The sequence below is a fragment of the Gallibacterium melopsittaci genome (assembly GCF_042433085.1).
Lineage (GTDB): Bacteria > Pseudomonadota > Gammaproteobacteria > Enterobacterales > Pasteurellaceae > Gallibacterium > Gallibacterium melopsittaci.
Genome location: NZ_JBHLWA010000024.1, coordinates 88,349 through 108,138, shown reverse-complemented (window position 1 = coordinate 108,138; position 19,790 = coordinate 88,349). Strand labels below are relative to the sequence as shown.

The following is a 19,790-nucleotide window of genomic DNA, read 5'->3' as shown; positions in this document are numbered from 1 at the left end:
GCAGATGCCTTATTCTTTTCAACCTATTGATCAATAAAGGTTATTCCCCTTCATAAGCACGACGATAAATTTCAATTACTTGGGCTGTTGTTGCTTTGCGTGGATTTGTTAAACAGCAAACATCTTTTTGTGCATTTTGTGCCATGACTTCAAAATCTTCTGGTTTAACACCAAGTTCTCGTAAATTTGCTGGAATACCAATTTGACGATTAATTAATTTAATCGCATCAATACAGGCTTGCGCAGCAGCAGTCGTGGTCATATTTGCAGTATTAATGCCCATAGCTTCTGCAATATCACGGAAACGATTCATATTACCGATAATATTAAATTCTTCGACATACGGTAATAAAATAGCATTACACACGCCGTGAGGAAGGTTGTAATAACCACCTAATTGGTGTGCCATTGCATGAACATAACCAAGCGAAGCATTATTAAAGGCAATACCTGCTAAATATTGTGCATAGGCCATTTTGTCACGTGCGTGCATATAATCACCGTTTGCTACCGCTTTTGGTAAATAACGATAAATCATTTCAATCGCTTTTAAAGCTGCAGCATCAGTTAATGGATTTGCAGCAGAGGAAACATAAGCCTCAATAGCATGGGTCAATGCATCCATACCAGTCGCTGCAGTAAGTGATGGTGGCATACCTTTCATTAATTCAGGGTCGTTCACCGCAACTTTTGGTGTCACTCGCCAGTCAACAATCGCCATTTTAACGTGATGAGAGGTATCAGTAATGATACAAAAACGGGTAATTTCAGATGCAGTACCTGCAGTAGTATTGATCGCTAATAACGGCATAATATCTTTTGTTGCTTTATCAATACCTTCATAATCGTGAATACGGCCACCGTTAGAAGCTACAAGTGCGATCCCTTTTGCACAGTCGTGAGAAGAACCACCACCAAGAGAAATAATTCCTTCACAATCATGATGTTTAAAAAAATCTACCCCAGCTTCAACATTCTTATCCGTTGGGTTAGGTTCTGCCCCATCAAAAATAACAGCCTTAATATTACTCTTCGCTAAAATCGCTACGACTTGATCCGCCATACCAGATTTTGCCAGAAATTTATCTGTAACAATCATTACTGAATGTGCATCAAGTGAAAGCATTAAATGCCCTACTTCATTTACTGCACCTTCACCAAAAATATTACGAGTAGGTAGAAAATAATAAGTAGACATAGACACAAACCTCCTTAGTTTGTTTTTGACATAAGCACGTATCATAAAAATACGCTTCATTTTTTAATCACTTAAAATTACACAGCTTTAAGTAAAGATTAATATATGCTTAATATAATTCATTCTACTACTCACAAATAGTTATATCTAATACTTTTTAGCTCGAAACTATCCTTAATTTATCGCCAAACAATCCTTATAAAAAAATACTATTTTCTGGATTTAGACAAGTTAGCTGATAATGATCAATCTAATAGCACTATCACACTAAATTTCTGCTAATTTATTTGAGAAAGATCCACTCTGTTTTATATAATAATGCCTCATTTTCCTTTTAAACTTCACTTATGTTTGCAATTCAAGAAGCCTATAAAGCCGGGCTATTACAAAAAAAATATTGGCTAAATAACCTTATCGCTGGCGTAATTGTTGGCGTAGTTGCTTTACCTCTCGCAATGGCATTTGCAATTGCCTCGGGTGTAAAACCAGAACAAGGGATCTATACCTCCATTATTGCTGGTATAGCTGTTTCGTTGTTTGGGGGCAGTCGATTACAAATTGCAGGGCCAACTGGTGCTTTTATCGTGGTGTTATCTGGCATCACAGCACAATACGGTATTGAAGGCCTACAAATTGCAACGCTAATGGCAGGATTAATCCTCTTTGCATTAGGTATCAGTAAAATGGGTGCCATTATTAAATTTATTCCTGCACCTGTGATTGTTGGCTTTACTGCAGGAATTGGAGTGATTATTTGGGTTGGACAATGGCGGAATTTTTTCGGTTTACCTGCCGTTGAAGGACAACATTTTCATCAACAAGTTTGGCATCTTTTACAAGTTTTTCCGCAACTGCACTTTGCTACCACAGTATTAGCGATTGCAGCATTACTCTTAGTCTTATATGCCCCTAAAATTAAATATTTGCATCGTATTCCTGGCCCATTAGTCGCTTTAGTCGTAATTACATTAGTACAACAAGTCGCTCAATTTGATGGTGTTAAAACTATCGGGAGTGTCTTTGGCGGTATTCCTCAAGGTTTACCTAAGTTCTCGATTCCACGTTTAGAATGGAATCAAATGATTACACTTATTGGACCAGCCTTTACTATCGCAATGTTAGGTGCGATTGAATCACTACTCTCTGCGGTTGTAGCAGATGGTATGGCGGGTACCAAACATCAATCCAATCAAGAATTAATTGGACAAGGTATTGCTAATATTCTCGCACCATTATTTGGAGGATTTGCCGCCACTGGTGCAATCGCCAGAACGGCAACCAATATTCGTAATGGTGGTAATAGCCCTCTAGCTGGGATTGTACATGCGTTAACCTTAGTGGTTATTTTAGTCGTTCTTGCGCCTCTCGCAGCTAATATTCCGCTGGCGGCATTAGCGGCAATTTTATTTGTTGTTGCTTGGAATATGAGCGAAGCAAGACGTTTCCTCAATATGGTCAAACGTGCACCTCGTGCAGATGTTGTCATTCTCTTAATTACTTTTTTCTTAACTGTCTTTGCCGATTTAGTGATCGCGGTAAATATTGGCGTTATTTTGGCTACTCTTTATTTCCTTAAAAGAATGGCTTCTAGTGTTGAAATCTCGCCAAGCAGTGCTCACGAAATTAATCAAGAACTTGCTCGACAAGGGGAAAAAGAAACATTACCAGAATCCGCTTTGGTGTTTGCATTAGAAGGACCATTCTTCTTCGGTGCAGTAGAAAATTTTGAACGTGCTTTAGCTGGAACAAATACTGATGCGAAATTCTTGATTATTCGTTTAAAATGGGTACCTTTTATAGATATGACAGGTATTCAAGCCTTAGAAGATGTTATCCGTTCATTACATCGTCGTAATGTTATCGTAATGTTTTCTGGTGCCAATAAGCGTGTTGATCGTGAACTGAAAAAATCAGGTATCATTCAATTAATTGGTGAACAACATTATTTTGCTCAATTTGAACAAGCACTTGAGTACGTCATTGAATTAGATAAGAAAAGTCAAACAAATTAGTCGCCAATAAAGCAGTAGTTAGCATATGACCGAAAATTCAGCGAAACAAGCACCTAAAAAGCAAACGCCAGTGCTTAAACAAAGGTTACTCTCTTTTTCAATTAAATTAGGTATAACCGCCATTTTTATGGGTGGATTTTACGGAATCTATTTAGATGGCAAAATTCGTTCCAAAATGGATGGACAAATTTGGCAATTACCAGCAGAAGTTTACGGGCAAATTCCGAGTATCAAACAAGAAACGCAACCTACACTAGATCAAGTCAAAAAACAGCTTATTGATAATGGCTATCGTCAAACTTCTCTACTCGCTGCGCCTGGTGATTTTAAAATTGATCAAGATACACTCGTGTTAATTCGGCGAGCTTTCGCTTTTCCTGAACAACCTGAACCACAACGGGTATTACGTTTACGTTTTCAACAGCAACAATTAAGTGCGATAGAAGATCTCGTTACACGTAAAGTCGTGCCTGAATTTCGCCTTTCACCTAAATTGATTGCGATGTTAAATTCGGAAGATGAAGAACGCTTGGCAATTCCTTTACAGCAATATCCACGTTTTCTTATTGATACTTTAATCCTAACAGAGGATCGTAATTTCTTTACTCATGATGGCGTTAGCTTTATTGGTATTGCTCGTGCATTGATCAATAACTTAAAAGCTGGACATACGGTACAAGGTGGAAGCACGCTTACGCAACAGTTGGTCAAAAACCTATTTTTAACCAATGAACGTACCCTAACACGTAAATTCAATGAAATTATTATGGCAATTATGCTAGATGCGCATTATGACAAAAATCGTATTCTAGAAACCTATTTAAATGAGATTTATCTAGGTCAAAGTGGCGATACTCAAATTCACGGCTTTGCATTAGCGAGTCAATTTTATTTTGGTCGCCCAATTCAAGAAATTAATCTCGATCAAATCGCATTATTGGTTGGTATGGTGAAAGGACCATCACTATATAATCCTTGGCGTAATCCAGAAAATGCGAAAAAACGCCGTAATACCGTATTACAACTGATGTTAGAACACAATATTATTGATAATTCACTTTATCAGATGTTAAGCCAACGACCGCTAGGCGTACAACCGCAACGTCCAATTCAACAACCACAACCAGGCTTTATGCAAGCAGTTCGCCAAGAGTTAAGTCAATTACTGGGTAACAAAAAACTCAATTACCTATCTGGGGCAAGAATTTTTACAACCTTAGATCCAGCGTTACAGGCTCAAGCTGAAGCTGCCATTATTAATGGTTCTAACCAACTCAAATTACAAAATAAAATTCCTGACTTAGAAGCTGCGATGCTAATTGCGAATTATCATACTGGTGAGATTCAAGCATTAGTTTCAGGTACAGATGTGCATTATGCTGGATTTAATCGTGTATTATCGGCAAAACGTCAAATCGGTTCTTTAGTAAAACCGTCCGTTTATTTAACGGCTCTCTCTTATCCAGAACGTTTTGCGCTCAATACCCCAATTAAAAACCAACCAATTAGTATTCCACTAAAAGGTCAACCTGCGTGGCAACCTCGTAACTATGACCGCAAATATAGTGGCTCGGTGACACTATTAAATGCGTTAGTGAGATCACTAAATATCCCAACAGTAAATATTGGTATGGCAGTTGGTTTAGATAATATTATTCGTAATCAAAAAAGTATGGGATGGGATCAGGCAACTATTCCTCGTGTACCATCAATGCTGCTTGGCTCTTATTCGATCTCACCTTACGATGTAACAAAGTTATATCAAGTCATTGCAAATAAAGGGGCAAAAATTCCATTAACGACTATTCGTAATATTGTGGAACGTGATGGCCATTTATTCTATCAACGTACTGTTAATCCAGAACAAGTCGTAGCGGAAGAGGCCGTGATTGAAACGCTATTTGCTATGCAACAAGTGGTGGATCGTGGTACCGCGCGTAGTTTACAACCGCAATTTGCCTCCCTGCATCTTGCGGGCAAAACAGGGACAACGAATGATGGTCGTGACACTTGGTTTGTAGGTATTGATGGTAATAATGTCACAACTGTTTGGGCAGGACTAGATAATAACCGTAAGACAAAACTCACTGGTGCATCAGGTGCACTGCAAATTTATAAAGCATTACTCGCTAATATTGAAGTGAAGCCGTTAAAACTGCCTTTAACTTCCACATTAAAATGGGTACATATTGATAGCCACGGTAGCTGGGCGTGTAATGGCGGTGGACAAGAAATTCCAGTATGGATTAATCATAATCCTTGTGGTTCTGCAGAATCTCAAGCAACAGAATCACAACCAAGTGTTTGGGACGCATTACAATTAAATAATGATTCTGTTGATGAGGCGACAGAAGATGATACGCCAACAGCACCAAATAATAGTAATGATAATGGTGTTCCTGTTGAAGAAGCTGTTCCAGTGCATTAAAAATGGGGCTTACTGCCCCATTTCGCTATTCAATTTTCCTGTTGAGCTTTTTCGATAGCTATCTTAATCGCAAATGGAATTGAACTGCCATGATTTGCTTTCGGAATCACAATGAATTCACTATTCCATCCTTTTGCGAAAAATTGTTGTTGTAATGTTTCTACTTTCACTTGCTGATGCTGACGACGCTGTTGAATTCTGGCTAATCGTTCAGGGTTAATATGTGGATCTGCCTGAGGATTTTGCTCATATTCTCCGATTGTTAACACTACGGAATTTGGCTTAGTCGTATGTGTTGTCCAATATTGCGTAATTGCACCATTCCCCCACCATAAAGATGGACTCGCTATAACATAATCATCAAACAGATTAGTTTGTCGAAATAATGTATATAAACCAAATAATCCGCCAAACGAATGGCCAAAAAAGATTCGCTGTTTAATTTGATGTTGCTGCACTATTGATGGTAAAACTTCTGTATTGATAAATTGTAAAAAATCAGCCGCTTTGCCTCCTTTGCTAAACTCTTCGCCTTTTGCAGGGAAAGTATAATCTCTGGTACGTTCTGCCACAGCATAAGGTTGATCTGTTACATAACCTATTCCAACCAGTAATGGCAAAGGTTTGTTTAAATCAAGTTGCGATAAAGCTATTGGGAATTGAGCATTCGCGTCCAATAACAATAATAAGCGATGAGTTTGCGTTTTTTTCGGAACAGCAATAAATAAACGATAGTTTTGTTGCTGGTAACTAATGTCTGTCTGCGACATTGTAAAATATTGATTAAATTTATCCATAGCAAGCAGTTCTTGTTGTGCTAATGAATTAGTCGTTAATAAGAAAAAACTTATTAAGCATAATAGGTTTTCACGATATTGCTTATAAAAATGCTTTGCTACAGCTATGTAGCAAAGCGGACTTAATAATAATTTCTTCATTTAAAAAGACACTGTCATATTCGCCCAATAACGGCGACCATCTACAACAGACCAGTTACCACCATTATCAGCATCAATGGTTTCACCACGAGTATTACCTACGTTAAGCACTGCAAAACTAAATAACACCTCTTTAGTTAATTGGTAATTTAATCCTAAATCAACAGTACTATAGGCGTCTGCATAACGTGCTGGCCCTTTACTATATCCTGTCCGTTGATCTGCCCAAATTCGTTTACCAACATAGTTATAACGAAGATAGGTATCCCATTGTTCATCAATTTGCCAACTTAATTTCGCATTCGCACTATGTTTTGGAGTATTAGCTAACGGATAACCATCATAGGAAAAAGTAGCATTTGGTAATTTATCTTCTTTCCGTTTTGAATGTTGGTAGGTGTAATTCAACTCTAGATTCCACGCTTCGGTAAATGGAATAAAAGTCGAAAACTCAACACCTTTAATATTGGCACGACCAACATTGTCATAAGTAAACAGATTTCCACCTGTAATAGGATCTGTTTTTCCTTTTAATTGATAACTAATTAACTTATTTTTAAAATCAGTATTAAATAAAGTCATTGAGGCTTTTAAACCATTCACGCCACTATATTCCACACCAATTTCTTGGTTTACACTGGTTTCAGGTTTAAGCTCAGGATTACCATAAATTACGCCAGCACCACTTTGTGTGGAAGCGATATAATTTGGACTAATTTCTCGGATACTTGGTGCACGGAACGCTTTCGCCACACCACCTTTAAACGTCCATTCATTATTAAGGTGATAAACGAGATAAGCTCGTGGATTCCAGTGTGTTCCATATTTTTCGTGGTGATCCATACGTGTACCAAGTGTCAATAGGAGATCTTTTGTAAGACTAATTTCGTCTTCTAAAAAGAGTGCTTGTTGAGTGACACTTTCTGTAAGTTTCTGCATTTTCGCTTTTTTGTTGATGACTTTAGTCACTGAATCATCTTCTAATTTGGCATGTTGATATTGCCCACCCAAAATAAACAGATGTGAACCTATTGGCACAGTAAATTTAGCATCCACCACTGTATTAGCAATTTCTGGGCGACGTGAATCATAATTTCTGTTTTTTTCTGACCATACTTCACGCTTCGCTACTTCTTGATACACACTTAATTCAGAATTGAAATTGTCCCATTCACCACTGTAACTCGCCGCCCAATGATTACGTGAGAATTTAGTAATTGAAGTCACATTGTTAGTAATTGAACCGCCTCGATTGGTAGTGAGTGCAAGTGATTTACCTGGCGTTGCCGTTTTCTCTTGACGATTACGCCCAACTTCAAACTCAAATTTTTGTTTCTCTATTGGCGTAAAAATTAATTTACTGGTTAATGAACTATTCTTTAATTTATTTGACCCCCCAACCATTGGATCTTCTTGGCGTAATTGACCATTTCCATAGAGTTGTACTGCCAATTTATTGGCAATTAATGGACCTGAAATAAAGAAGCTACCTAAGCCCTCTTCGCCATCAGAACCTTGACGTACCGTACCTCCTAATGAAAGATTGCCGCTCCATTTATCATAACTTTCTTTGGTAATAATATTGATTACACCACCCATTGCATCTGAACCATAAAGTGATGACATTGGTCCGCGAATCACTTCAATTCGTTGAATAGCACTTACTGGTGGCATTAAACCCGCTTCAAAACCACCATTCCCATTCGGGCGTGCTTCTCGCGTATTTTGACGTCTGCCATTTACCAAGATCAATGTATAGTCGCCTGGTAAACCACGAATCGAAATATCTTCCTTATTTACATCACTACCAGAAACATTCACACCAGGTACATATTTCACTGCATCAATTAAATTAGCAACAGGCTGTTTTGCTAATGTTTTGTTATTGATAACTGAAATACTAGCTGGTGCATCTTGATAACTTTGCGTAGAACCTGAAGCGGTTACCACAATATCATCTAATGTCGAAGGTTCTTTTAATTGTGCAGCGAATGCTGGTGTAGCGAGGACAGCTGTAACACATAAGCTAAGTGTGGAACGAGTGAAATTCATTAAAACTTTCTCCTTAGGTTGATTAAAATTCCCATTAAGTATAATTGAGAATTATTATCATTTAAATAAAAAACCTAATTTGATATAAAAAAAGTTTATATAAAGAACTATTAAGATGAGATCAATTTGATAAAGAAGAAATTTTTCTGTAAAAATAGGGGCTTAACTAGCCCCTACTTCATTACATCTGCAACTTATTCTGTACAACTTTTGCTTTAGCTAAGAAACGTTGACGCTCTTTGCTTGCCATCGTGTTGTTCATACCTGGCAGTTTTACCTTCATTGGGTTAACAGCTACACCATTGACATGGAATTCATAGTGCAAATGCGGACCTGTTGAACGACCAGTATTCCCCGATAATGCAATACGTTGTCCTTTCTTGACTGACTGACCTGGCTTAACTAAAGGTTTACTTAAATGCATATAGACAGTCTGATATTCTCGTCCATGACGTAACATAATATAACGTCCTGCACCACCAGCTTGATAGGAAACTTTCATCACAACACCATCTGCTGGTGCGATAACTGGCGTACCCACTGGCATTGAAAAATCTACACCTTTATGCGGAGCTACTCTTCCTGTGACAGGGTTTTTTCTGCGTGGATTAAATGATGATGAAACACGATATTGTCGTTGGGTTGGATAGCGAGAAAAACCTTTACCTAAGGTTTCACCATGGTTGTTATAATAACGTCCATTTTCTGCTTGAATCGCATAATAACTTTTACCTCGACTAATAATATGAATACCAATCACATTACCTTGTCCAGTTAATTTATCATTCAAATATTCACGATTCACCAAAATAGCATAGCGATCGCCTTTTTGCAATTTTGTTAAGCTAACTTGCCACTGTAACGCATTAATGAGTTGATAAATCTGTTTTGAGTCCAAACCATTTTCACGCAGATGGGCATAGAGATTTCCGTCAATATCCCCTTTTAAAACTTCCTCTTTCCACACACTTTTCTTTTGAATAATTTGCATCACAAAATGTCCATCGGCTTGACGTTCATAAATGCGTTCTTCTTTGCGTGAAACTAACCAGTTTAAATATTGTAATTCACCATCTTTTGACAAAATCCAATAAAACTGTTGACCTGTTTGTAGATTCTTTAACGTAGGATCTAATTGATAAAATTCATTAATAACATCGGCATCTAACCCACTTGATCCCAATACATCACTTAATTTATCGCCCTCTGCAACTGTATAGCCAAATTGATTCGTGATTCTTAATGCTTCACCTGCTGCATCTAATAATTCGTTTAGTGCATCTTTTGCATCTTCAGGTAACTCATCATCACTAAAGACCGTTTCATCTGATAACTGATCATCAAAATTTTCTGTGCTATCGTTACTATCATTAGTATCAGTATCTGTGGACTGTTCTGTATCGTTTTGATCTTCTGAAGTAGCCGTCTGATTGGCTGTTTCTTCTGTCGTTTTATTATCTTGTTCTGTTGGAAGTGCTGGTTTAGTTACATCAACACTTGTTGATGCAATCACTGTTTTGCTACTCGGTGTCGTTGTTTGATGTTGTAAAAAATAGATAATGGATGAAAAGCAAAGTAATGCAATCACAAAAAGAACTATTCTTATCGTTATTTTCTTCTTTAAGCGATCTCTTGCCAGTTTAATATGTTGCATTCAATGTAACCTAAAATGGATAAAACTTAATCATTTCTAAAGAACTTTTGTAAGACATAATATTAGCCTAAAAATTCCCTAATTTGCCGATTAAATTTTTTGAATGAATAATTATTCGGCATTCTCTAAAAAATTATTTGATCCCATATCTGATTTGCATAAAATACAGACCGATTTTTCAAAAGATGTCATCATTATGCAGCAATTACAAACTCCTTTAGTCGAATTAAAAAATATCTCCGTTAAGTTCAATGATCAGCTCGTATTACAAGATATTTCTTTATCTATTCAACCACGTTCTATTACAACCATTGTTGGTCCAAACGGCGGTGGTAAATCGACTTTATTAAAGGTGTTATTAAAACTTATTACTCCACAACAAGGTAGTGTTCATTATGCTGCACAGACCAAAATTGGCTATGTTCCACAAAAAATTTATCTTGATCCCTCTTTTCCTATTACTGTGGGTAAATTTCTCTCTTTAAAACCGAAAACAACAAAACAAGATATTGAGCAAGTATTACAGTTACTCTCCATTAGTCATCTTGCACAACACAGTATGCAAAAACTCTCTGGTGGAGAAATGCAACGTGTCTTATTAGCACGAGCCATTTTAAATAAACCAAATTTGTTAGTTCTAGATGAACCAACACAGGGCGTAGATGTCGTTGGGCAAAATGAACTTTATGAGCTTATTAATCAAATGCGTGAACGTTTTGATTGTGCTGTATTAATGGTATCGCACGATTTACATTTAGTGATGGCAAAAACCGATCATGTACTTTGTATTAATCAGCATCTTTGTTGTCAAGGTGCGCCAGATTCCATTAGTACACATCCGCATTTTATTGACTTTTTTAACAATCAACGTGAACAAAATGTCGCTATCTATACTCACCATCACAACCACAAACACAATTTACATGGTGATGTATGTTGTTCCGATGAACATCGTTCCCCTGATTGTCAACACCAACCATAAGGCACACTATGTTTGAAATTATTTTCCCTGCCTGGCTAACAGGTATGATTTTATCGTTAATTACTGCACCTCTTGGTGCATTTGTTGTTTGGCGAAAAATGGCATATTTTGGCGATACGTTGTCACATTCTGCCTTACTCGGTATTGCCCTAGGTATCGCATTTGATCTTAATCCTTATGTTGCCATTCTCATTTTAATTGTGCTGCTCGCTTTAGTATTGGTCTGGTTAGAAAACAATACCCATTTTGCCGTTGATACACTGCTAGGTATTATTGCCCATACTAGCCTTTCGCTCGGTGTCGTCACCATTGGCTTAATTGGTGGCGTACGTGTGGATTTAATGAATTATCTTTTTGGCGATCTTCTCGCAATTAATTATCAAGATTTACTTTGGATTGGTATTGGGGTAATCATGGTATTAGCCATTTTATGCACTTCTTGGGCTGGATTAATTTCTGCTACGGTAAATCCTGAATTAGCCCAAATCGAAGGGATTAATGTCAAAAGAAGCCGTTTAATTTTAATGTTACTCACCGCAATTACGATTGGCTTAAGTATGAAATTTGTCGGTGCTTTAATTATTACTTCACTACTGATTATTCCAGCAGCGACTGCTCGCCGTTTTGCTCGTACCCCAGAAAGTATGGCATTTATTGCGATTATTATTAGTATGTTGGCGGTCAGTAGTGGTTTATTGTTATCGGCATTTTATGATACTGCAGCAGGCCCATCAGTTGTGATCTGTTCATCACTGCTCTTTACTCTTTCACTTTTCAAGAAACAACAGGATTAACTTATGCCAACCAAATTATTAACTGAACGTGCTGATATTGAATGTTTAGTCAATACTTTCTATGACAAAGTACGTGCAGATCCACGCATTGGCTATATGTTTGATCATCTAAAAGGCAAACATTGGCAAGCCCATTTAGAAAAGATGTATCGTTTTTGGGAAAGTAATATCTTTGATCTAGAAAGCTACCAAGGTAATCCAATGCTCGCCCATATTAAACTACATAATCGCCAACCAATGAGCGAAGCAATGTTTGCTGTCTGGTTAGAACATTGGCAAACCACGGTACAACAACTCTTTCATGGTGAGAATGCCGATAAAGCGATATTTCGTGCCACCACGATTAAAGATCTTATGCAACAACGGGTATTAACTGATGAATTACCTATGTTTATGCAGCGTATCCGACCAACTAAAGGTTAAGCAATGAGTTATTGTCGCTACGTTAATCAACTTACAGAAGGACAAGATCCTTTGAATCAAGCGTATCATAATCACCGTTATGGTTTTCCGATTGAAGACGATAATGAGCTATTTGCACGCTTAGTTATGGAGATTAATCAAGCTGGATTGAGTTGGATGCTTATCCTAAAAAAAGAGGCTGGCTTTCGTGCCGCTTATGATCAATTTAAGATTGAAAAAGTCGCACAATATACCGATGAAGATCGCCAACGATTACTAGCTAATCCAGATATTATTCGTAATCGTTTAAAGATCAATGCAGCCATTTACAACGCCCAACAAATTCTGCAATTACAACAGCAATTTGGTTCTTTTAAGCAATGGCTAGATTATCATCATCCTAAAACTTTACCTGAATGGATTAAGCTCTTTAAACGCCATTTCAAATTTGTGGGTGGAGAAATTGTGAATGAATTTTTGATGAGTTGTGGTTATTTGCCTAATGCTCACGATCCAGACTGTCCAATTTATCAACAAATTTTGCAAACTGATGTCGCTTGGCGGAGAAAATAAAGATTAAAAAACCGATACATCACTGTATCGGTTCTTGCTATTTAAATGGCTAAATTACGCTAAATATTTCGCTTTTAACTCTTTCGCAAATGCCACTTTCTCAGGAGTCAGTTCTTTCGTCATTGGTTCACGGCAGTAACCTGCATCAACACCATCTAATTTGAGTAATTCTTTGATAGTGAGATAGAGACCATTATTTAAGATACCTTCGATTAAATCATTAGTCACATGTTGAATTGCACGTGCTTCGGCAATTTTGCCTTGTTGTGCATATTCAAAAATTTGTCTTGCACGCACACCATTCACATTGAAAGTACTTCCGATTGCACCATCAACACCTAATACCGCAGCAGAAAGCATCATTTCATCAAAACCTGCCCAAATAAGATGATCTGGATACGCTCTTTTCACACGTTCTAGTAAATAGAAATCGCCAGCAGTGAATTTCACACCAATAATTTTTGGATTTTTATAAAGTTCACCGAATTGTTCTACCCCAATATTCACACCTGTTAAGAATGGAATAGAGTAAACGATCATATTATTACCAGTTTCCGCAATAATGGTATCGTAGTAATTTTTGATTTCTGCAAAGCTAAATTTATAATAGAACGGTGTTACCGCTGACAAGCAGTCGTAACCTAATTCAGTCGCATATTTACCTAATTCAACAGATTCGTGTAAATTAACGCTACCAACTTGAGCAATTAATGCTACTTGATCTTTGACTTCATCTTTTGCAATACGGAAAATTTGTTTTTTCTCTTCCGTAGAAAGCATAAAGTTTTCACCAGTACTACCACCCACATATAATCCATCAACTTTCATTTTATCGATGTTATAGCGAATGATTTCACGTAAACCTTTTTCATTAATTGAGCCATCTGCGTTGTATGACACCAATAATGCACTAATAATACCTTTTAAGTTTTTCATATTGTTTCCTTATTACAAAGAGAGTTATTTGATTCGTTGTTCTAAAATGACATTAATTGTTTTTTGTTTTGATTGAATTGCACGTTGTTCTTCCTTGCGGACTAATAAGGCATAAATTAAGTCCATTACAAAAAGCTGTGCAATCTTTGTACCAATAGAATCACCTTGCATTTGTCCTTGGCGATTACCATTAATCAATACATAATCCGCTACTTCAGTAATTGGTGAGCGTAAGTTATGCGTTAAGGCAATTGTTTTTGCACCATTCTTCTGTGCAATTTGTAAGGTCCGAATAATCTCTTCAGAATAACCTGAATGGCTTATCCCAATCACTACATCACCTTTCTTCATTAATGATGCCTGCATATACATAAAGTGATTATTGGTTGTCGCATCTACCTGTAAGCCAATTCGCATTAATTTATGTTTAACATCTTCAGCAGTAATTCCAGATGAGCCTACCCCAAACAAGAAAATACGTTTTGCCAGTTGTAATTCATCTACTACACGTTCTAACTGCTCAAAATCAAGTAAATTAATCGTTTCACCAACCACATTCACTAATGCTGTTTGTAATTTCTTCGCAATTTCAAATGCACTATCATCAGAAGAAACATCTGTATCTAATAATGTTTGGTTCTGTTTTTCTTGTGTTGCAAGTTCAATCGCTAATTCAAGTTTAAAATCGGTATAACCTTTAAAACCAAGAGTTCGACAAAAACGAATAAATGTTGCTTCACCTACATTTAATTGTGCTGAAACTTCTGATAAAGACGATTGGCTTAATAAGTTTGGAGATGCCAATATTGCGGATGCAATACGCTTTTCCGTTTTAGTTAAACTATTTTGCAATGCACCAATAGTATCTAGGATTTTACCGCTTTCTGACATTCCGACCTCCTAACAAGTTAAAGTAAGTTTACTGGTACTTTAACCACTAATTTTTTAATATGATGCGCTTGTTGCTCAACAAGGCAGCCTGGTTTATGTGGCTCATAAGGCAAAAAGATCGCAAACATTTTTGGACGCAATACAATTTCACTTTTAGCTTCAATATCTGGAGTTAATTGATAATCATCCTGCTCGTTATACTCAGTATATAAAGAGAGATCTGGATAGACTGGACTGCATTGAATTGCTTCTTTACCACTAATTAATACTTGAATATCTAAGTATTGACGGTGGATTTCTGCTTTTTTGCTGTCTGCTGCACTGGTATCAAACTCCATCACATTCATATAAATTTGTTCTGTAATGTCATGACGACCTAATGTTAATTCTTCAAGATTGAGAGTTTGAAGATAATCAAGTGCTTCACCAATTACTGCTGGTAAGCCTAATTTATAATCTTGTTTTGTTAAATCACCGATAAACATAGCTGATCCTTATTTTAATTTTGTTAGGTTTTGTTCAACCCACCACGCAGCACCAATTAAACCTGCATCTTGTCCATGGAAAGCACGTTCAACTTGGCATTGATAGAATTTAGGTTGTTGTTGTAGATAAGTTTGGACTAATGGTAAATAGCCTTCCGCTAAACCAACGCTGCCACCAATCACCACTTTTTGAATATCCAAACCAATCACCAAATCTGCAATCAAATTGGCAATCGCTTGAGCAGAACGATGTATCACAGCACTCGCTTGTGGATCTTGTTGACGAAAACGTTCAAACACTTCTTTTGGAGAACATGGATTGTCCCATAAACTTGCAGTAGCTTCAATCGCTCTCCCAGAAGCAATGGCTTCGACACAACCACGACGACCACAACCACAGACAGGACCATTTGGATCGGCTAAGGTATGCCCAATATGTCCAGCAACACCGTTTGGTTCTGTAAGTAATTGGCGTTGTAAAATAATGCCTCCACCTACTCCAGTTGAAACAGTAATAAACACAAAATTTTCAACAGCAGTTGCATCTTGTTCTTTATATTCTGCACAAGCAGCAGCTTGTACATCATTGAGTAAACCAATCGGTTTATCGGTATGACGGGCAATACTCGCTTTTAATGGAAATTCAGCTAAACCACCCAAATTTTTGGGGTTTAATGCGGTTAAAACACCATTATTGATAATGCCAGTTGAAGCAACCGCTACACAATCAAATTGCCCTTGATACTGCTCTACAATTTGTGCTAATGCTTGATGCATACCATCTGCAGCATTTTGTTGCGGTGTCACAATTTGTTGACGTTGTGTAACTTCACCATTTTTCACTAAAGCCGCAGCAATTTTAGTACCACCAATATCTAATGCGAGAACTTGCATAGTTTTTCCTTTCTCTTATTTATTGGCAGCTTTCACTGCATCTGCAAACCAACTAACAATATGCTCTAAACGTGTTAATGCCGAACCGACTGTGACAGAATGTGCACCGATTTCAATCGCTTTTTTGGCTAATTCAGGTGTGTTATAACGACCTTCTGCCATCACACGGCAACCTGCTTTCGCCAAATCGATCACAAGTTGATAATCAGGCTCTGCTGGTACAGGACCGCCAGTATAACCAGACATAGTACTACCAATTAAATCCACGCCTAATTTTTGGCAAAACACTCCTTCTTCAAAGGTAGAACAGTCCGCCATTGACAATAATCCCAACTCTTTAATACGTTTTACGGTTTCTTCAATGCTAGTTGGACGTGTACGGAAAGTACCATCAAAGGCAATAATATCAGCTCCAGCTTCTGCTAAGGCTTCAACATCTTTTAAAAATGGGGTAATACGTACTGGGCTATCTGGTAAATCACGTTTTACAATACCAATAATTGGCACATTGACCACTTTGCGTGTTGCTTTTAAATTATCAACACCTTCAATACGTAACCCTGCTGCTCCACCGATTACAGAGGCTTGTGCCATTGCGGCAACAATTTCAGGATGATCCATTGGACCATCATCCACTGGTTGGCAAGAAGCAATCAGACCATGTTTAATTACTTCAAGAATTTGTTGTTGGTCTAATTTTGACATATAAACTCCAGTAAATTTAATAAAAAAGAAGTTAGACTTCATTGTGATGTGTAATTTACTCTTATGTCGAATTAAGAACAAGAAAAATAATTTTTTTTTGAGATCTAGATCATAATTTTTAGATGAGCAAAAGCACTAAATTTGCTATCAAATGAAGGGTATATTTTCTATTGCGGGATTTTTGGGCAATTAAAGCGGAATTCCCCTTCTCAAAGAAGGGGATAAAAAATATTACAAATAATCCAAATCCACATCATCAAACATCTTACGGATTTCATTATTATCTCGAATCTGCTCTGCACGTTCTACTTGCGAGCGAGAAAGATGAGGTGCAAAGAGATGAATAAAATCGTAAGTATAACGACGTAAAAATGAACCTTTTTTGAAAGCAATTTGCGTCATACTCGCTTTAAAGAGATGACTTGCATCGATCGCAACTAAATCACTATCATTTTCGGTATAAGCCATAGAAGCCATAATGCCAACACCTAGCCCTAAACGCACATAGGTTTTAATTACATCCGCATCTGTCGCCGTAAAGACTGTATTTGGTAAGATGCCTTCACGACTGAAAGCATAGTCCAGATCTGAACGCCCAGTAAAACCGAAAATATAAGTCACTAATGGATATTTCCCTAGCTCTTCTATCGTGAGTTCTTTCACTTGTGCTAATGGATGATCTTTTTTCACAATCACAGACCGATTCCACATATAGCAAGGTAATAAAATTGCATCTTCAAACAGATATTGTGCTTCGGTAATAATGGCTAAATCGATCTCACCCGATAATAACAATTCATAAATTTGTTGTGGTGAACCTTGATGGATATGCAAACTCACATCTGGATAACGTTTAACAAATTGCTTAACAACATCAGGCAATTTATACCGAGCTTGTGTATTCGTAGTTGCAATGCGTAATGTTCCTACATCTGGTCGCTTATGCTCGTCTGCGATAGCTTTGATGCTCTGCTCTTTGACCAACAATTCACGAGCAATTGACACAATTTTTTCACCAGTTGCCGTCAAACATTGAATATGCTTACCGTTACGCTCAAAAATCGGTAAGCCTAATTCATCTTCCAATAATTTAACTTGCTTACTAATGCCTGGTTGGGAAGTATAAAGTGCCTTTGCCGCATCAGTAATATTCAAATTATGATTTGCAATTTCAACAATATAACGCAGTTGCTGTAACTTCATTGCTTCCCTCTCTTCCTTTTATCTCTAGCGTTGTTGATAACGTTTTCTCAACGAATGCTGTTTTACGGCTTTACGAATTTGATTTGATTTAAATTTGCGTGGATTGCGTACATCTAATTTGCTTTCTGTTTCTAATGGTAACCCAACTAATTGACGCAAATAATTCACTTTATCTAATGGTAGTTCTTCCCAGCCACCTCTCGGTAAACCACGCATTAACTCAATATTGCCATAACGTGTTCTAATTAAACGGCTGACTTGAATACCTTGCGATTCCCATAAACGACGTACTTCACGATTACGCCCTTCAGTTAAAGTTACGGAGAACCATTGGTTCATACCTTGACCACCTTCTTGTGGTATAATTTTTTTGAAACTCGCTGGACCATCTTCTAACTGCACGCCTTTTCTAAGCTGAGCTAATATCTTATCAGTTACCTCACCAAATACACGCACTGAATACTCTCGCTCAACTTCTTTACTTGGGTGCATTAAACGATTCGCTAATTCACCATCAGTCGTAAATAACAATAAACCAGAAGTATTGATATCCAAACGACCAACGGCAATCCAACGCCCATTACTAATCTTAGGTAAGCGTTCAAATACGGTAGCTCGACCTTCTGGATCGTGGCGAGTACACAACTCACCTTCTGGCTTATAATACATTAACACCCGACAAATCTCTTTACGGGCAGGGGTAAGCGAAACTAACTGACCATCAACACGAATTTTCGTATCGGTTTTGACTTCGACTCGTTCCCCTAACGTTGCAATAGAACCATTTACACTGACACGGCCAGCAGCAATGATGGTTTCAATTTCACGACGTGAACCTAAACCTGTTCGTGCTAAAACCTTTTGTAGTTTTTCACCAACAATTTTTTTATTTTTTTCGTTACTAAGATCTTTTTTTGCTAATTGCATAAATCCTCTTGTCGTCTTCTCAGACGTCTATATCAAATATCATCAAATAAAAGGCGTGGTGCTGCCACTACCTTCACGTAAAATCACTGGTGGCTCAACGGTTAAATCGACTACGGTTGTAGGATCTTGTCCTAAATAGCCACCATGAATAATAAGATCTACCTGATTTTCCAATAAATTACGAATTTCTTCTGGATCAGATAAAGTAAAGTACTCTTCACCAGGTACCATTAATGAACAAGATAAAATTGGCTCACCCAATGTCTTTAATAATGCCAACGCAATATTATTATCTGGCACACGAATACCGATAGTTTTTCGTTTAGATGTCATTAAGCGTCTTGGCAACTCTTTGGTCGCCGTTAAGATAAACGTGTAACGTCCTGGCGTATTATTTTTAATTAAACGATAAACACTGTTCGTCACTAATGAATAATTAGATAATTCTGATAAATCGCTGCATACCAAAGTAAAATTATGCCCTTCAGGAAGCTGACGAATCCGAATAATCCGATCCATTGCGTGTTTATCACCAATCATACAACCCAATGCGTATCCAGAATCGGTTGGATAAATAATCACACCACCACTACGCAAAATTTCAACTGCTTGATTAATTAAACGTTGTTGTGGATTGTCTGGATGGATATAGAAGAACTGACTCATAACACTCTCCTTCGCCGTTACAACAAAAAACGCGTCTATTATATAACGCA

At 37.4% G+C, this 19,790-nt stretch carries 18 protein-coding genes; 6 read left to right on the top strand and 12 right to left on the bottom strand.

Annotated elements, in window-relative coordinates; translation table 11 throughout:
* Positions 1-40: 40 nt before the first annotated feature.
* The gene (locus ACFFHT_RS05670; protein ID WP_382374279.1) at positions 41-1,198 is read right to left on the bottom strand and encodes an iron-containing alcohol dehydrogenase; all 1,158 of its coding nucleotides are present in this window, start codon (positions 1,196-1,198) and stop codon (positions 41-43) included.
* Positions 1,199-1,545: 347 nt separating this feature from the next.
* On the opposite strand from ACFFHT_RS05670, the gene ACFFHT_RS05665 reads away from it, so the two are divergent.
* Both ACFFHT_RS05665 and mrcB read left to right on the top strand, forming a co-directional pair.
* Positions 1,546-3,210, top strand: coding sequence for a SulP family inorganic anion transporter (locus tag ACFFHT_RS05665; protein ID WP_382374277.1), 1,665 nt, complete (start codon positions 1,546-1,548; stop codon positions 3,208-3,210).
* A 25-nt stretch (positions 3,211-3,235) separates the two neighbouring features.
* Entirely contained in the window at positions 3,236-5,638 is a 2,403-nt protein-coding gene (gene mrcB, locus ACFFHT_RS05660; protein WP_382374275.1) for a penicillin-binding protein 1B, read from the top strand.
* A 29-nt stretch (positions 5,639-5,667) separates the two neighbouring features.
* Here the strand turns inward: mrcB and ACFFHT_RS05655 are convergent, their stop codons facing one another.
* From ACFFHT_RS05655 to mepM, 3 genes are all read right to left on the bottom strand, one after another.
* Entirely contained in the window at positions 5,668-6,576 is a 909-nt protein-coding gene (locus ACFFHT_RS05655; protein WP_382374273.1) for an alpha/beta hydrolase, read from the bottom strand.
* Positions 6,577-8,628 carry a TonB-dependent receptor domain-containing protein gene (locus tag ACFFHT_RS05650; RefSeq protein WP_382374271.1) on the bottom strand — a complete coding sequence of 684 codons (2,052 nt, stop codon included), beginning with the start codon at positions 8,626-8,628 and terminating at the stop codon, positions 6,577-6,579.
* A gap of 181 nt (positions 8,629-8,809) precedes the next feature.
* Entirely contained in the window at positions 8,810-10,282 is a 1,473-nt protein-coding gene (gene mepM, locus ACFFHT_RS05645) for a murein DD-endopeptidase MepM (protein WP_382374269.1), read from the bottom strand.
* Positions 10,283-10,478: 196 nt separating this feature from the next.
* Here mepM and znuC point away from each other — a divergent pair, with 196 nt between their 5' ends.
* Genes znuC through ACFFHT_RS05625 form a run of 4 tightly spaced genes read left to right on the top strand, consistent with a single transcriptional unit; the run spans position 10,479 to position 13,033 of the window.
* Positions 10,479-11,264 (top strand): zinc ABC transporter ATP-binding protein ZnuC, encoded by a 786-nt coding sequence (gene znuC / locus ACFFHT_RS05640; protein ID WP_382374267.1) that lies wholly within the window; start codon positions 10,479-10,481, stop codon positions 11,262-11,264.
* 8 nt (positions 11,265-11,272) lie between these two features.
* Complete coding sequence (gene znuB / locus ACFFHT_RS05635; RefSeq protein WP_382374265.1) at positions 11,273-12,058, top strand: zinc ABC transporter permease subunit ZnuB; 786 nt, start codon at positions 11,273-11,275, stop codon at positions 12,056-12,058.
* A gap of 3 nt (positions 12,059-12,061) precedes the next feature.
* Complete coding sequence (locus ACFFHT_RS05630; RefSeq protein ID WP_382374263.1) at positions 12,062-12,481, top strand: group III truncated hemoglobin; 420 nt, start codon at positions 12,062-12,064, stop codon at positions 12,479-12,481.
* Between the two features lie 3 nt (positions 12,482-12,484).
* Entirely contained in the window at positions 12,485-13,033 is a 549-nt protein-coding gene (locus tag ACFFHT_RS05625; protein WP_382374261.1) for a DNA-3-methyladenine glycosylase I, read from the top strand.
* Positions 13,034-13,087: 54 nt separating this feature from the next.
* On the opposite strand, the gene nanA is transcribed toward ACFFHT_RS05625, so the two are convergent.
* From nanA to ACFFHT_RS05585, 8 genes are all read right to left on the bottom strand, one after another.
* On the bottom strand, positions 13,088-13,969 hold the full coding sequence (gene nanA / locus ACFFHT_RS05620; protein ID WP_382374260.1) for an N-acetylneuraminate lyase: 882 nt from the start codon (positions 13,967-13,969) through the stop codon (positions 13,088-13,090).
* A gap of 24 nt (positions 13,970-13,993) precedes the next feature.
* Positions 13,994-14,860 (bottom strand): MurR/RpiR family transcriptional regulator, encoded by an 867-nt coding sequence (locus tag ACFFHT_RS05615; protein WP_382374258.1) that lies wholly within the window; start codon positions 14,858-14,860, stop codon positions 13,994-13,996.
* Between the two features lie 17 nt (positions 14,861-14,877).
* Positions 14,878-15,345 carry an N-acetylneuraminate anomerase gene (gene nanQ / locus ACFFHT_RS05610; protein WP_382374256.1) on the bottom strand — a complete coding sequence of 156 codons (468 nt, stop codon included), beginning with the start codon at positions 15,343-15,345 and terminating at the stop codon, positions 14,878-14,880.
* Between the two features lie 9 nt (positions 15,346-15,354).
* The gene (locus ACFFHT_RS05605) at positions 15,355-16,239 is read right to left on the bottom strand and encodes an N-acetylmannosamine kinase (RefSeq protein WP_382374254.1); all 885 of its coding nucleotides are present in this window, start codon (positions 16,237-16,239) and stop codon (positions 15,355-15,357) included.
* A 15-nt stretch (positions 16,240-16,254) separates the two neighbouring features.
* The gene (locus tag ACFFHT_RS05600; RefSeq protein WP_382374252.1) at positions 16,255-16,944 is read right to left on the bottom strand and encodes an N-acetylmannosamine-6-phosphate 2-epimerase; all 690 of its coding nucleotides are present in this window, start codon (positions 16,942-16,944) and stop codon (positions 16,255-16,257) included.
* Between the two features lie 231 nt (positions 16,945-17,175).
* On the bottom strand, positions 17,176-18,147 hold the full coding sequence (gene cysB / locus ACFFHT_RS05595; protein WP_382374250.1) for an HTH-type transcriptional regulator CysB: 972 nt from the start codon (positions 18,145-18,147) through the stop codon (positions 17,176-17,178).
* A 24-nt stretch (positions 18,148-18,171) separates the two neighbouring features.
* Positions 18,172-19,074: a 23S rRNA pseudouridine(2605) synthase RluB gene (gene rluB, locus ACFFHT_RS05590; protein WP_382374249.1), complete on the bottom strand. Its 903-nt coding sequence runs from the start codon at positions 19,072-19,074 to the stop codon at positions 18,172-18,174.
* Positions 19,075-19,116: 42 nt separating this feature from the next.
* Positions 19,117-19,740 (bottom strand): L-threonylcarbamoyladenylate synthase, encoded by a 624-nt coding sequence (locus ACFFHT_RS05585; RefSeq protein WP_382374248.1) that lies wholly within the window; start codon positions 19,738-19,740, stop codon positions 19,117-19,119.
* Between the last annotated feature and the right edge of the window lie 50 nt (positions 19,741-19,790).